Origin of the sequence: Caenimonas sp. SL110, assembly GCF_001044395.1 — a bacterium.
Taxonomy (GTDB): domain Bacteria; phylum Pseudomonadota; class Gammaproteobacteria; order Burkholderiales; family Burkholderiaceae_C; genus Ramlibacter.
In genome coordinates, this window is sequence record NZ_JANU01000010.1 from 1 (window position 1) to 14,758 (window position 14,758).

At 59.6% G+C, this 14,758-nt stretch carries 15 protein-coding genes; 10 read left to right on the forward strand and 5 right to left on the reverse strand.

What is annotated here, in order from left to right; all coding sequences use genetic code 11:
* Positions 1-496: 496 nt before the first annotated feature.
* The 3 genes from AQ12_RS06925 to AQ12_RS06935 are packed head-to-tail and all read left to right on the forward strand — an operon-like array spanning position 497 to position 4,226.
* The gene (locus AQ12_RS06925; RefSeq protein WP_048439161.1) at positions 497-1,723 is read left to right on the forward strand and encodes an ABC-three component system protein; all 1,227 of its coding nucleotides are present in this window, start codon (positions 497-499) and stop codon (positions 1,721-1,723) included.
* On the forward strand, positions 1,720-2,199 hold the full coding sequence (locus tag AQ12_RS23515) for a three component ABC system middle component (RefSeq protein WP_048439162.1): 480 nt from the start codon (positions 1,720-1,722) through the stop codon (positions 2,197-2,199). Before AQ12_RS06925 ends, AQ12_RS23515 begins: the two co-directional genes overlap by 4 nt.
* Complete coding sequence (locus AQ12_RS06935; protein WP_048439163.1) at positions 2,196-4,226, forward strand: DUF3732 domain-containing protein; 2,031 nt, start codon at positions 2,196-2,198, stop codon at positions 4,224-4,226. Before AQ12_RS23515 ends, AQ12_RS06935 begins: the two co-directional genes overlap by 4 nt.
* Positions 4,227-4,364: 138 nt before the next feature.
* Here the strand turns inward: AQ12_RS06935 and AQ12_RS06940 are convergent, their stop codons facing one another.
* Together AQ12_RS06940 and AQ12_RS06945 are read right to left on the reverse strand one after the other, a co-directional pair.
* On the reverse strand, positions 4,365-5,243 hold the full coding sequence (locus AQ12_RS06940; RefSeq protein ID WP_161798990.1) for a HAMP domain-containing sensor histidine kinase: 879 nt from the start codon (positions 5,241-5,243) through the stop codon (positions 4,365-4,367).
* Positions 5,244-5,380: 137 nt separating this feature from the next.
* Positions 5,381-5,944, reverse strand: coding sequence for a hypothetical protein (locus AQ12_RS06945; protein WP_152682705.1), 564 nt, complete (start codon positions 5,942-5,944; stop codon positions 5,381-5,383).
* Positions 5,945-6,222: 278 nt separating this feature from the next.
* Between AQ12_RS06945 and AQ12_RS22675 the strand changes: the two genes are divergently transcribed.
* Entirely contained in the window at positions 6,223-6,900 is a 678-nt protein-coding gene (locus tag AQ12_RS22675) for a hypothetical protein (RefSeq protein ID WP_152682706.1), read from the forward strand.
* Positions 6,901-7,373: 473 nt separating this feature from the next.
* On the opposite strand, the gene AQ12_RS06955 is transcribed toward AQ12_RS22675, so the two are convergent.
* Entirely contained in the window at positions 7,374-8,138 is a 765-nt protein-coding gene (locus tag AQ12_RS06955) for a hypothetical protein (protein ID WP_048439167.1), read from the reverse strand.
* Between the two features lie 165 nt (positions 8,139-8,303).
* Entirely contained in the window at positions 8,304-9,266 is a 963-nt protein-coding gene (locus AQ12_RS06960) for a Gfo/Idh/MocA family protein (RefSeq protein WP_152682707.1), read from the reverse strand.
* On the opposite strand from AQ12_RS06960, the gene AQ12_RS22680 reads away from it, so the two are divergent.
* From AQ12_RS22680 to minE, 6 genes are all read left to right on the forward strand, one after another.
* A complete protein-coding gene (locus AQ12_RS22680; RefSeq protein WP_152682708.1) occupies positions 9,265-9,465 on the forward strand; it encodes a hypothetical protein in 201 nt (66 codons plus the stop codon). The genes AQ12_RS06960 and AQ12_RS22680 overlap by 2 nt on opposite strands.
* A 34-nt stretch (positions 9,466-9,499) precedes the next feature.
* Positions 9,500-11,077, forward strand: a complete 1,578-nt coding sequence (locus AQ12_RS21990) for an ATP-binding protein (protein WP_053076595.1) — start codon at positions 9,500-9,502, stop codon at positions 11,075-11,077.
* Positions 11,032-11,259: a response regulator gene (locus tag AQ12_RS21995; RefSeq protein WP_082151440.1), complete on the forward strand. Its 228-nt coding sequence runs from the start codon at positions 11,032-11,034 to the stop codon at positions 11,257-11,259. Before AQ12_RS21990 ends, AQ12_RS21995 begins: the two co-directional genes overlap by 46 nt.
* Before the next feature lie 629 nt (positions 11,260-11,888).
* Positions 11,889-12,653: a septum site-determining protein MinC gene (minC, locus tag AQ12_RS06970; protein ID WP_048439169.1), complete on the forward strand. Its 765-nt coding sequence runs from the start codon at positions 11,889-11,891 to the stop codon at positions 12,651-12,653.
* Between the two features lie 25 nt (positions 12,654-12,678).
* The gene (gene minD, locus AQ12_RS06975; protein ID WP_048439170.1) at positions 12,679-13,494 is read left to right on the forward strand and encodes a septum site-determining protein MinD; all 816 of its coding nucleotides are present in this window, start codon (positions 12,679-12,681) and stop codon (positions 13,492-13,494) included.
* Between the two features lie 2 nt (positions 13,495-13,496).
* The gene (gene minE, locus AQ12_RS06980; RefSeq protein ID WP_048439171.1) at positions 13,497-13,763 is read left to right on the forward strand and encodes a cell division topological specificity factor MinE; all 267 of its coding nucleotides are present in this window, start codon (positions 13,497-13,499) and stop codon (positions 13,761-13,763) included.
* Positions 13,764-13,806: 43 nt separating this feature from the next.
* Here the strand turns inward: minE and AQ12_RS06985 are convergent, their stop codons facing one another.
* Positions 13,807-14,757, reverse strand: coding sequence for a succinylglutamate desuccinylase/aspartoacylase family protein (locus tag AQ12_RS06985; protein WP_048439172.1), 951 nt, complete (start codon positions 14,755-14,757; stop codon positions 13,807-13,809).
* Between the last annotated feature and the right edge of the window lies 1 nt (position 14,758).

Here is a 14,758-nt window from a genome sequence, read left to right on the forward strand (position 1 = left end):
TGGGTCAGAGACCTCGGGGCGGGTGGGTGGTTGGGGGGCAACACTTGGGGCGGGAGCTGTCATCACTCGTGTGGTCGGCTCGGGCTGCCCCGGTAAGTTCGTTTGATGGATCGCGCGAGGGGGTTGCGAAATTGCGTTTCGCGGGTTGCGGTGGATGCTCGCCTCAGCAGATGCCCCGACGTCTGCTTTCGATCCGAAGTGGACATCACCAACCGATTCACATAGCTAGTGACGATATTGGATTATCGAAATTAGGGACATGCGATCCCCAGAGTTTGTCTCTTTCGCAGCTATCGAGCGAAGCTTGTACGAGCTAAACCGTCGTGACTGCGCCGCCTTAGGCGGAAGAAGTGCGGCTCTCCGGCCGGGGGGTCGAGCGCAACTACCTGCCGATGATCAAAAAGTCGTTACAGTTTGCTAAAGGAACTTGGCTGCGTTGCTTGGGGAGCTTTGGGTCGATGCTCGCGCCGAGCGCGCTGAGATATAGGAGGCCGACTTGAATTTTGCGACAACTGCCGAAAATCGCGGACATTCCGCCGTCGATGCGGCCTTGGGTTTCTACTATCAGTCCCTGTACGGTCTACTGGCCATCGTCAACGCTACTGAAGACGACGCCACAGTGTGTCTAGAACGTCTGGATGATGTGGAGATCGTCCTAAACGGTCGCCCCCTCCTCGTTCAGCTGAAACATTCCCTGAGCATGAAGCCAGCGGCGGTGAGTTTGGCCTCCGTAGCCCTTTGGAAGACACTCAGAGCGTGGATCGACGTGCTCCCAAAGGTCAGTCTCGACGATACGCGCTTCCAGCTGGTCACGGTAGCAACGCTTCCATCCGGCAGTGTCTTGGCACCGCTGCTGGATGAAAAGGCTTCACGCGCGAACCTCTTGACGCTTCTGGAGGCAGAAGCTCAACGCGTGGTGAACGAGCATTCTCTGGCCAAGAAGAATGGCAAGAACCCCCTGCCGCACATTGAGCGGCTGGCCGGCTGTTCTGCCTACCTAAACCTCTCGAGCGTGATCCGCGAGAAACTTCTCGCCAGAGTAACGATTCATCCGGCCGCGAACGACATCAACAAGATTCAACGCAAGATAACGACCACGCTCACAATGTTTCCACCTGACCAGCGTGAGGCGATTTCGCAGCGCCTGATGGAGTGGTGGGATCTTCAGATCGTGTACTCGTTCTGCGCAAAACGAGATCGGTTCATCACCAAGCTTGAAGTGCAGCAGCGAATGATCGAGATGGCGGGCGAGCTATCGCGAGACGAACTGCTCGCCGACTTCCAATTCGATGCTCCGCCTGACGACCACAGCCCCCCGTCGATGATCGCTACACAGCTGGAGCTCGTGAGCTGCACCAAGTCCGAGATTCGCTCGGCGCAGCGAGAAGAATGGAAGGCAAGGTCGCAGCGCCACAAGTGGATGACCGAGCGAGCGGACATGGCTGGTCGTATTCATCGATACGACCAATACTTAGTTCAGGAATGGGGTGATAGGCATGAGCCGGTCGCCGAGCAGCATCAGTCGGCCGCGGAAGATACAAAGCGGGCTGCGGGTCTGCAGATATTTCGATGGTCGTTCTCCCAAGCCCACCAGGAAATCGATCCCTTTGCCAAGAACTGGAGCGCTTCCTATTACGTGCGTGGCACCTATCAGGTTTTGGCGGTTGAAAAGACAGTCGGTTGGCACCCTGATTACATTGCCCTGTTAAAGGGCCACCCGTGATCGCCACGCGTGATGTTTTCGCCGAAACCAATCCAGCGTTCTGCGGTGCCGTGCTCGCGCAATTTTGTTCCGCCTATCAGGTTACGAGCGAGGGACTGCCTCCCGCTACCCCGTTGGTGTATCTGGTTGTACCCCTCGCGATCTCTGAGGACCTGGCGCCTACCTTCGATGGTTGCAACAGGGAGACTGGGTTCACGTTGTGGATGAATCGAAACCCGGAGATCTCGGTCGGTCTGGCCAACAAGGTCAACTCGACGCTTGAAATCACGACAGCTGCCATCCGGTTTGGTTGTATAGCTGGCATTTTTAAGCTTACGCCAGACGGTTCCGTTGAGAGCACTAAGACAAAGTTCCCCAAAGCCGTCACTATGGGCGTGGCGGGTGCCGCATTGAAGCGGGCCCGGCTTTTGGGAAGTTGGATGGCCGGGATGGGTTCCCCTAGGGCCGTCCTAGAAGCATTGGGAGTCTCTGTATGAAGCGATGGAATATTGCGAGCGTCTTCTTCATTGGCGAGGAGGATTCGTTTCGCATAATCGAACTGGACGCTGATCGTGTGAACATCATCACCGGTGCATCTGGGACAGGCAAGTCGGCAGTCATTAAGGCGTTAGACTTTTGCCTCGGGTCGTCCAAGTGCCAGCTGCCTGTGTATGTGCGACGCCGATGCGTGGCCGTTGGAGTGAAGTGGGTGATGGGCGATGACGAGATGATTTCGTGCCGCCAAGTCCCGCTTGTCGGCAAGGCACCGAACTCCTACATGTACGTGACCACGGGGAGAAACTTAAAGACTCCTCGCTCCGTCGAGGAGTTTGAAGGCCGGGGACTCGTTGCGGTTAGCAAAGCCAGACTGGGCGAGGCGTTCGGCATTGACTCCTCGCCCGTGGCTGATTCCGAGCAGACCGAACGAGACTCTACGGACCGGCCGTCAATCCGGCAGTTCACGCCCTACATGTTCGTTACCAAGGAGGTCATTGACAGCGAGACGGTCCTGCTTCATGGCCTTGACGACAATCGCAAAGCACCCCCCATCGTCTCGACAATGCCGTACTTCCTGGGCGTAGTGAGCGGCTCGACTGCAGCGGCGGAAAGACGTCTTCGCCAGGCACGTAGGGCCCTAGAGATTGATTCTGCTCGTGAGGAGGCCCGCGTCGCAAAAGACAGCGTCCTTAAGCAGCGGTCTCGGGTATTGCTCGGTGAAGCACAGCAGCTAGGACTTGTGGAGAGCGCACCCGAGGAAGCTGACGAGGCTTTGCTAATCAGCTTGGTGCGCAATGCAGCATCGCCAGCGGCCCGTCCGCTACAGTACCCTGGCGCAGACCAGCTGGACATCTTGCAGGAGCGCCGCCAAGTCGCTTTGAGAGAGCTGAACCAGACGAAACGCAAGCTTCGAGCGCTAGCCGTGACTGAGCAAGAATCACTGGACTATGAGACCGCAGTTAGCAGCCAGCACGAGAAGCTTCGAATTGCAGAGCATCTCCACTTGCTGGAGGTACCCACGAAGTGTCCCGTATGCGAATCCGAAACGACAGCTGGCGCCGAGACCGCGTTGGCAATGCGGCACTCGCTTGAAACTATCCGCACCGAAACGAGCGCAATTGGACGTCTTCGGCCACAGCTTGGTGAAGCAGCAGCGCAAATGAACACACGAGTAGAGGAGCTCAGCGGACTTCTCCGGCAACTCGATGCTGCGGTTGCATCGGCATTGAATCGGATTGCCGAGGCTAGGCAGTTTGCCGACCTAGCACAGCTTCAATCCTTCTTTCGTGGCAAGGCCACCTTTTTTCTCGAAACCGTCGATGACCAACTCCTGAAGCCCGCTAAAGACCTAACTAAACAGCGGGATGAGATTGCGGACCTAGAAGCGCAGGTAGACGCGGACAATCGACGAATCCGCATGCGCCGTGCGGAATCCGCCGTTTCGCAGTACGCCTCTGAAGTATTTTCAAAGTTACCCAAGGTTGAACCCTGTGTTGATGCAGAGCTTGTCTTTTCAGCCCGAGAGCCGTCGATTTCAGTCATTGAGGATGGGCCTGACGGTGCGGTGCTCTCAATGGCTGATTTAGGTTCGGACCAGAACTGGCTGGCAGTTCATGTGGCACTTGCGTTTGGGCTGCAAAGGCACTTCGAGAAAGAGCGAAGGCCAGTACCGGGCGTCATCGTGTTGGACCAGCTCAGTCGTCCCTACTTCCCAAATCAGAGCAGAGATTCCGATGAAATTGAGGACGAAGCGGATGGGGGTGTCGCCGAGATTGATTCGGCTGAAGATGAAAGTCGGCCGGACGAAATTTCCATTTCCGAAGACGAAGACTACGTGGCCATGCGGCAGCACATCGACTTCCTTTTCAAAGAGGTTGAGGGACGCAGCGGCTTGCAAGTACTTTTGCTTGAACATGCTTATTTCCCGTCCGACCCGCGCTACGTGGCAGCGACAAAGGAGCGCTGGACCAAGGCGTCGGGCAAGGGCTTGATCCCTCGCAACTGGAAGCGGCGGTCGGAGAAGTAGCTGTCGATAGCTAGGCCGGCGGCGTTGCCTTGCGATGCTTGTGAAGCCGCAGTATGCGGCGATGTGTCCGCTTCTGGCCGAAAGCGGACATCGGTTGAACGCGATCCTCCTGCGCGGATGTGAACTACTGACTGGCTACTAGATGATAGTTACCAGCGGAATTTCAACGATCATCTTTACTCTCCCAGTAGATGGCGCACATCGGATCGTGCCACGGTGTGCGATGACAACTTCCCGTGCGAGAAAAAGACCGAACCCTCCACCCTCTACGTCATTGGAGAAGCGCACACCCCGCTCAAAGCAACGTACGGGGTCAATCGGTCGATTGGAATGGTTCTCTACAACGAGGACAGCTCGTCCACCCTCCGCAGTGATGTCGATGTGTATCGTCTCGCCTATAGTTCCATACTTAATGGCGTTCTCGAGTAATACGGCCGGGACCAGTGGAAAAGATTTTTGGCTGCCCTGGATAATGGCGCGCACGCCGTTGACTTGAATTCCCATTTTCCGAGCCAGCGCACGCTCCTGATATACGCGCTTCATCTTGAAGGCAAGATCAAAGAGATTGACTGTGGAATCAACAGGAAGTGATTTCATTCCCTCAATATTCGATAACGCTTCGAGGATGTCAAAATTGTTCCGCATTAACTCCGCGGCGCTCTTGATACTCAATAGGTTCCGAGTTTCACCTTGGTCTGTCATCGCACGCTCGGCGTGCTGAATAACCGCTCCGTTTAGCTTCCGCAATTCATGGAAAGCCTGTGGCAATATTTTGGCGCCCTCTGCGACCACATCACTCTTTACCCTTTCGAGTTCGCGGGAGACAGACACTGTGGATTCGATCGTGTCTCTACTGACACGCGAATCCGGAAACTTCTTGGCCATCTGGCGCTCTGCTTCAGAGCCAAAGCGGGGGAAACCAATCACACCGGAGACAGCCCACTTTTTTCCATCAAATGTGAAGCTTCTTGTCGTGAAGCCGTAGGGGCACTCAGACCAACGATCTGGAGATTGCATTAGCGCCGCATAGTGGTCCCTGCAAGCTCCTCTAGATTTGATTCCTTCTCGGCAGAAAGTCGGTGCGGGGACACTAAGACCGTCATGAATCTCTAGACTATTCGGGTCGGTCAGCGGGACGAGCGAAGGGGATTTCATTAGATGAAGAGCTTGTCGATTAAGACCTCGACCGTCTTCTCCGCGCCCACACCAACTGCTTTGACGAGGTACTCCTTGACCTTCGCCTTCTTCCTTGCGCCAAGCGCATTAGTAAGCACAAGTCGAAGCCGTTCGCGCTCCTCGCCATTGGAAACAGAGAGCTTAGTTATCAACGCTTCAAAGAGATGGTCTTTGCTTAGCGCTTTCCTCAGTTGGTCCTCGATCAGGGTTAAGGAGTCTCCGAGTCCCAAGTCTTTTGGCAGTACAACATGGCTCTGTCTGAAGAACTCAGATTCTGATGCGTTCAAGCTTCTGGAGGTATACGCGACGAGTCGGGTACGAGGTGAGACTCGCTTCAGATGTTTAAGAAGGTCAAAGCCCTGCCCAGCGCCAAGATGCTGACCGACGCCGTAATAGTCCACGATCGCAACGTCGTACAACTGCAATTCGTAGTTTCGAAGGTCTTTGCCATCGCGATCGTGGTCGACAGCAAAGCCTGACTTGCGAATGTGATCCAGAAGCAAGGGCTCTTCATCGTCAATAAAGGCCATTCGGCCTTTCAAGATTAACTCCTCCCTTGGAAGCGCTCCATCGAAAGCGGACAACGCCGGGGGCTTACCCAATCCAAACCAATTCCACAGCATCTCCCCCTCACCTTCTTCTCATTTTTAGAGCTGACAGTATATGCAGAGCCCGCGAATTTTGATCATTGGTCCGGGATGTCTGCTCTCGACCCAGAGCAGCCATACTCGCTCTGCCCGCGCCAGGCACGTTGCCCTTTTTGTATTTCTCTCAACCACTTCCGCCAGCCAAGAGCTATTTTTTGTAGATCGGTAAAGCAATGTCAATCGACAATTCCCTCGACTTCTTCCTGGAGTGGCTTCCCCATCCCGGCCCCCGCTTTGAGGTCCTTTTGCCGGCTCTGGATGCGATAGAGGAAGCCATCTCCCATCAAAGCGATCAGGGCGCAGTTCGCGCTCGAGCTGATCTAAGAAAGCGCGGGATGCCCGCAGATGAGGCATCAAATCACTTGGCGATCGTGCACCACGAATCGCAGCAGCTACTTTCGAGAATCTTTCGATGCGGTTTTGTGGTCTCCCTATGGTCACTGTTCGAGTCCAGCATCAAAGATCTGGGGGCGTACGTTCATACACAAAAGAACTTGGCGTTCGAGTTCAAGGTTCGTCGAGGGACCGACATATTGACTGCATCAGATGAATTTTTTCGCAGCGCCTTGAACGTAGTACCGTTTCCAAACGAACACGATAGAAAGCAGTTAGATGTACTCCGGCGATTTCGCAATGGCCTGGCTCATGGCGATGGGAGCTTCGCTGATGTTCCTGGGGAACTTGCAGAGAACGGATCCGTCCATGGGTTCTGCCTCATTGGTCATTCTCATGAGTTCGCCGTACCAAGTGCAGCCTACGTCCGCTCAAGTCTCGAACTTCTTGGCAGTGTGAGTCAGTCGCTGGCAGACACAGTGTTTGCATCAGCTAAGCGCGCGAATGGCGCCGCATAGCAAATCGATCAGCGCACGTTCTGTCGGAGCTGGCCCGCTCCTTCCTAGCCTTATCAGCAGTGTCGCCGCGCATTTGGCTGCGCGGCCACTTCTTCGGTATTTCGGAGCTAAGCGGCTGGTGCGGGCGGCCGCTATTGGCCGAAAGCAGACGTTCGCCAACCACTGGCCGAGGCCCTGAATAGCGCCGCCGCCTCGGTCTCAAGCCCCCTAAAAGGCCGATGCAGCCTGTGAAAGACTCCGTTAAGCCCTCAGATCCGACTTGGCGGTGCTGCTGCTGGTCGCGGAACTGGCACTGGCGCTAGCGCTAGCGAAGGAGGACTTGAAACGTGCGCTTGCTGTCCCCCAAGCCTGGACCTATAACGCGTGCGCTCAACACCCCGACACCGTCAACTTCCGAATTGGCAGCCTCCATCAGGAGCTGCCGCTCAATTGTCATGCCACAAGCCGGAGTCGGCGCTGTGCGCCCGCTAGAGTCACAAGCTCTCTGTCCACAGTTTTTCATAGATGCCACGCAAGGTGTCTGCTGCATCCACGATGGGAGTAAGAACGGTCGGCGTCCTAACGCCGCCTTGATGGAAGGTGGCGCCTGACTGGATGCACTCAGACTGGTCGACGAAAACGTAGCGGTCATGGAAGCCTGAGCCTGAGCGGGCCTCGATATCGAGCCCAGTCTGCTGGCGCAACATCTCGACGGCAGGCAATAACGTTTTCATCTTCTCGCGGCCAAGGAGCCTCACCTTGGTGCCGGCCGTGACAAATGGCAGATACCGGGCGACGAAGTCCTCATTTAGGTAGGGATCGACGAACAGAAGGTCCAAGCGGGCTCGCTGAATAATCTTTCGCACCTCATCGAAATAGACGAATGGCTCGCCCATCCCGACCACCGTGGTTCCCGTGTCGGGCATACGAAGTAGAACGTCGTGCCTGGCACGCACAAGTTCAGCTTTCAGCCGTTGGAGCGCAGGCTTCTGCCGATTCCAATGACCCGATGTCATGTCGCCAACAGCGGCTTGAAACGAAATCGCGAAGACGGTGTCCCATTGCTCCATAACAGCTTGCGCACGTCCGAGCCACTCCGCAGCGCCCTCGTGACCTTGGACGAGGGTCACCTCGTCTGGGAACGATCGAAGAAGCTCATCTAGTTCTAATAGCAGCCGTTCATTCGACACTGCTGGCCGCCCGCGAACGAATGCTTCGATTTCGGCCATTTGCTGTTGGACGGATTTGTCGTTTGCCATGATGGGAAGTCCTCCACTCCGCGGAATTTCCTGCTGTGCTGGGAGTGTATTCGCGCGGCGCAGGGTGCCCCGCCGAGAACTCTAGATTCGCCTGCCGGCCGCTCCCACCCCAAACCAGACCGTCGGAACCAGCAGATCCCGGTGCGATGCCGCCCCCATACCCACCTACTCCCGCACCCACCCCTCCAATACCCCCTCCACAACCGTCTGCACCTCGAACGCTTCCTGCACGGTGGCCAGGTGATGCGTGTCGCCAAGCGTCATTCGCTCCACTCCCTCCAGTTGCCGTCGAAGCACGAGCGAGCGCATTCGTTCATTGGGCATTGCCGCTTGATCAGGCACCCACACACCATCAACCAACCGCTCTGCGATCGACCAGTCGCGTAACCGGATGGCTCCGCGATCGCCCCACAATGTCCAGGTGTTGTGGTCGTCCTTGAGCGTGGTCCCCACACCGCCTGTCAATGTCGCTGGCAACCCTCCCGCAGTCAGCTGCGCTGCAATCGCTCGCTCGCTGGTATCGGGCGAATCAAAGCGCGCCCGGCCCGCCTGCAAAACCATCGCGCCGCACAGCCGCCGCGTCAGGAAGAGAAAGTGCGACACCACTTCCCGCGTGAAGCCGCCCTGCGCACGCCGATCCAGCCACCCTGCCGCGTCGCGCTGCCACGAGCGTGGCCAGTCGGCGAAACCAACTTCGATTTCCAGCCGCAGCTGCGTCCCCACCACCCCCGTGGACAGCCAGTCGGCCAATTTCGCCACTGCCGGCGATGACGCCATCGGAAAATTCACGGCAACCCGACCGCCCCCAACCGCTTCGACGAACGCCCGCGCCGTTGACATATCCACGGCCAGGGGCTTCTCGCAAAACACAGCCTTGCCGGCTTCCAGGCTGGCCCGCGCGTACTCCAGATGACTTGCAGGGGGTGAGGCGACATACACGCACTGCGCCGCCGCGATCAGCGCCGGCACGGAGTGCGCATGGGGCGCCAGCGCGCCGATCCGCGACAACGCTTCGGCCGACGGGTCCCAGATTCCGGTGACTTGAACAAAGTCCGACGCCTGTTCCTGTGCCGCACGCAACATGCGTTCACCCATGATGCCCGCGCCGATGATGCCGATCGTGACCATGCCCAGCCTCCTCAAAGTAGTGCGGACATTCTCTGTGAAAGTCGCACGCATCTCAGTCAAGCGGGGCACACCTTGCCTGGAGCCCGATCGCATCGACACCAATGACGACGCCGCTCTCGCGCACTGGAGTGTTCGTGCTGGTCTGGTCATAGCAAAAGCAAACTTTCTTCTGCACGACAACACAGAACTGCTGACCTGAGTGAAACTTGGGGGATCACCGACCTATCTCCCCGATGACAAGACCAGCAGCCCCACCCTTCGATTACGAGGGCATCTTCAGGTCCACCGCGAGTGCATACCTCGTCCTTGACACGCGCCTGGTCATCGTCGATGTGAATCCCGCTTATTTGGAGGCGACGTCCCGCACCAGGCAGAGCGTCCTTGGCAGGCACATCTTCGATGCCTTCCCCGAGAACCCGAACGATCCGCAGGCAACCGGCGTCCGCCGGTTGTTCGAGTCCCTGCAACGGGTCATGCAGTCGAAAACCAGGGACTCGCTCGGGCTCCTGCAGTACGACATCCCAGTGGGTCCACGGGAGGAAGGTCGCTTCGAGAGGCGGTACTGGAGCCCGGTCAACTCGCCCGTGCTGGACCAGGAGGGTCGGGTCACACACATCATCCACCAAGCGATTGACGTCACGGCGCGCGTCGCTTCGGAGATCGCGCTGCGTACGAGCGAGCACCGATTCAACGCCTTGCGCGATGCCACGGGCGACGTGATCTACCGCATGAGCCCGGACTGGCGTTTCATCGACGAACTCAATGGACGCGGCTTCCTCCAGGGCACGGGCGAAAAGGGCGAGTGGCGCATTGAAAACTATGTTCCTGCCGAGAACATTGCAGCGGTGAGGCAGGCGATCGACGAGGCGATCCGCACCAAGTCAACTTTCGAACTGGAGCATCCGGTGCTGCGTGCGGACGGAAGTCGAGGATGGACGGTCTCGCGCGCCGTGCCGTTGCTGGACACGCGGGGCGAGATCGTCGAGTGGCTCGGCTGCGCAAGCGACATTTCCACCCGCAAATTGGCCGAGGAGCAGCTACTGGATGCCGGCAGGAGGAAGGATGAATTCCTCGCGATGCTCGCGCACGAGTTACGCAATCCGCTGGCGCCGATCGCATCCGCGGCCAGCTTGCTGCGATTGGCTGCGCACGACGAAGCGCGCGTGCGCAAGACCAGCGAGATCGTGGCGCGCCAGGTTCAACACCTCACGGGGCTGGTGGACGACCTGCTGGACGTTTCTCGCGTGACGCGGGGGCACGTGGACCTCGATCGCGTCCCGCTGGATCTGCGCAGCATCCTTCAGGACGCGCTCGAGCAAGTGCGGCCGCTCGTCGAGCAACGCCGGCACCGCCTGATTTTCCAGACCACGCCCTTCGCCGCCACGGTAAGCGGCGACGCCAAGCGGCTCACCCAGGTCGTGACTAACCTTCTCACCAACGCCGCGAAGTACACGCCGCCGGGAGGCGAGATTTCGGTCAACCTTGAACAGAGCCCGACGCACATTTCGGTCGTGATACAGGACAACGGGGTGGGCATGAGCCCAAAGCTCATCGAGAGTTGCTTCGAGCTTTTCGTGCAGGCCGAGCGGACGTCCGACCGAGCCGCGGGCGGCCTGGGAATCGGACTTGCGCTGGTCAAGCGGTTGGTGGAGCTGCACGATGGACGGATCGCGGCCAGAAGCGACGGAGAGGGGCGAGGAAGCACGTTTACCGTCACGCTTTCAAGAATCGACACCGCTGCTCTGTCGAACAGCGGCACGCCGGAATGCCCGGGATCGACGGCCTTGCACTCGCCCGAACGCTGCGGCTGACCATGCCCGAGGCGCCGATGCTGGTGGCCATCACGGGGTACAGCCAGCCGCAAGATCGCGCTGCGGCACTGGAGGCGGGATTCAACGAACACTTCGCAAAACCCGTGGAGAGCGCCAAACTCGCGAATCTGCTGTCGAACCTCAGGCCGCTTGATGCAGTTCCTCGCCGCCGTGCCGGTTGACAGGCGCTCCCTCGTCTCTTGCGGCCCCCGCGCCTGTACGGGGTCTTTCAGGGCGATGGGGCCTGCCTGCCCCATCGAGGTTTAAAATCGGCGCCCAGTCACCTCACCTTCGGCCGCCGCCGGAGCGTCACGATGTCCTCCGCCTCTCACTCAAGCGTCATCTCCGACGACGGGCTGCGCTATTCCCGGGGCAAGCCCCCGGGTGCCGTGGTCCTCTCCTCAGCCCGCCCAGGTTCCATGAGCTGCTTCAAATGCGGCGGCTTCCGGCCGCTTGCTGAGCTTGCCTCCAGGCGCATCCTGGGCGCGAATCAAAAGGTTTGCAAAGAGCGCTGCACTCGCTAGGGCCGCATCGCCACCGCAGGCCGAGGCCCCGCTTTCCCCCTGCGCACCCTGTTGCGCGCCATCATCGAGAAAGGGCGGCTACGGCGGCGGTCGTTACTGACACGTCGTTGCTTCTGCCGACGCACCGGCAGAGCCACCATCGCTCTTTGGCAGCGATGCACTCGCCGGTTCGCCAGGCAGGTGCATTTCGCAACAAGAACGTCACAACGCAGCCCGCAGGTCACTGTTAAACTGCGCCGCCCTTCGTCATCGCCCTTCGCCCTCCAAAGCCCCCGCTTCACGTTTCAATGACCGTCTCCCTCGCAGGACGCGCCCCTGCCACTTTCGAGATCAAGAGCGCGAACCTTCCCCTGGTCGCGCTGCTGCTCAAGTCCACCGACCTCGCGGCCCTGGCCGACGACCTGGCTGCGCGGTTCGGCGACATCCCGGACTTCTTCGAGGACGATGCACTGGTGGTGGACCTGTCGCCCTTGCATGGGGCGGGCGATGTGGATTTCGCGCGGCTGGTGAAGTTGCTGCGCGGTCACCGTCTGATGCCGGTGGCTGTGAAGGGCGGGAGTGAGGGACAGATGCGGGCTGCGTCTCAGGCCGGCCTGGCGAAGGGGGAGGATGTGGTGAAGACACCGCAGCACGATTCCCCTGAGCCTGCCCTGTCCCACGGCGAGAGGGAGCAAGACACGCCGGTCGCGCCTGTTGCTGAGCAAGTGATTTCACAGAGCGCCCTCGTGATCGACAAACCGCTTCGCTCCGGCCAGCAGGTCTATGCGCGCGGGCGTGATGTCGTCGTGCTCAGCATGGTCAACGCCGGCGCGGAAATCATCGCGGATGGTCACATCCATGTGTATGCGCCGCTGCGGGGCAAGGCCATCGCGGGCGCGCGCGGCAACACCGAGGCGCGCATTTTCTCTACCTGCCTCGAACCTCAACTCATCTCCATCGCCGGCGTGTACCGCACGAGCGAAGTGCCGTTTCCGGCCGACGTCCTCGGCAAGGCCACGCAGGTGCGCCTCGAGGGCGGCAGCGACGGGAAGCTGGTGCTCGAAGCGCTTTAACGAATTTCCAAGGATCCACATTCCAATGACCAGAATCATCGTCGTCACCTCGGGCAAAGGCGGGGTCGGCAAGACCACCACCAGCGCCAGCTTCGCTTCGGGCCTCGCGCTCGCGGGCCACAAGACGGCCGTTATCGACTTCGACGTGGGCCTGCGCAATCTCGACCTCATCATGGGCTGCGAGCGACGCGTGGTGTACGACCTCATCAATGTCATCCAGGGCGAGGCCAACCTCAACCAGGCGCTGATCAAGGACAAGCAGTGCGAAAACCTCTTCGTGCTTGCGGCTTCGCAGACGCGCGACAAGGATGCGCTGTCCCGGGAAGGCGTCGAGAAGGTGCTGAAGGACCTGGGCGACATGGGCTTCGAATACATCGTGTGCGATTCGCCCGCGGGCATCGAGACCGGCGCGTTGATGGCGATGCACTTTGCGGATGAGGCACTGGTGGTCACCAACCCGGAGGTCTCGTCGGTGCGCGACTCGGACCGCATCCTGGGCATGCTCGCCAGCAAGACGCAGCGCGCGATCGAAGGCAAGGAGCCGATCAAGGAGCACCTGCTCATCACGCGCTACAACCCGAACCGCGTGGACCAGGGGCAGATGCTCTCGCTGGAGGACATCAAGGACATCCTGCGAATCAAGCTCATCGGTGTCATCCCCGAGAGCGAGACGGTGCTGCAGGCCTCCAACCAGGGCGTCCCGGCGGTGCACATGAAAGGCACGGACGTCGCTGAGGCCTACAAGGACGTCATTGAGCGCTTCCTCGGCAAGGACGTGCCCATGCGCTTCATCGATCCGCACAAGACCGGCTTCCTGAAGCGCCTGTTCGGAGGCAAGTGACGATGGGCTCTTTCCTTTCCTTCCTGCTCGGCGAGAAAAAGAAAACAGCGAGCGTCGCCAAGGAGCGGCTGCAGATCATTCTTGCGCACGAGCGCAGTGGCCGCCACGCTGCAGAGCCCGACTACCTGCCTGCGTTGCAACGCGAGCTGGTTGCCGTGATCAGCAAATACATCAAGATCGACCCAAACGACATCAAGGTCCAGCTCGAACGGCAGGGCAACCTGGAGGTGCTGGAGGTCAAGATCGAGCTGCCGGAGGCCCGCGCGTGACTGCGTAGGGTTCCCCCAGCGACAACGGACCGATCCGCCGCCCTCACCCCACCCGCCCAAACCGCACCGCCGTCAGCCCGGGCCGCCGATCCCGAGCCGACGCCGGCATGATCAAAAACGCGTCGTCGTAAGGCGTGCGAACTTCAAGCTCACCGTCATGCGCCAACAGCGTGCCGGCCTTTGGAATGCAGCCCATGTTGGGCCACTCCTGTGTGAACCGGAAATCCTCGGACTCGATGGTCACCGCTTGCGTCACCTCGATCACGGATTGAGCAGACACAGGCGCAAGCTCGGCTCCACCCAGGAACACGGCCACCGTTCGGTCGACGGCCTGGGCCGCCACATCGAATGCCGCGCGGCTGAAGTGCTGGCCGCATTCGATGAGCATCGCCACTGCAGATTCGCCCGGCGTGGCAAACGGGTGCCGGTCAATCAGGCGAAATCCGGCTGCGTGTCCCGAGTCCTGCACCAGCAGTGAAGGTACGCCGAGCCGGCGCGCGAAGTCCACGTTCTTTGCCGCGCGCCCCACCAGCCCCAGCGCAGGCGCTTCGCCACTCATCGAATGAATGTCGAGCAGCACATCGGCGTCGCCGATGAAGGGCAGGATTTCTCGGGCCCTTTGCATCTCGCTCGACTCCATGCCCGCGGGCGATGCATCGACCCGCCCCCACACGCGGTTGAGGTCCTCGTCAAGTTTGCGGCAGGCCTGCTTGGTTTCGTCATCGAGCTTCGCATAAGCCGCGAGGTTGCAGAACGCCAATGTCAGGCGGCCACTGCGAAATGCCGGAGCACGACTTGCGCGCTGCATCCAGTCCCACAGGGCTGCGGCGCCGCAGACTTCGTTGCCGTGGATCAATGCCGTGATCGCAACGTGCGGGCCCGGCGACGCGCCTTCGAATCGCCAGACGCCGGGACAGCCGCAGTTCGTTGCGCCCAGCGCATCGACGTGCGGCAACTCCTGCGTCGATCCGTCATTCAAGGTGATGGTGGTCATG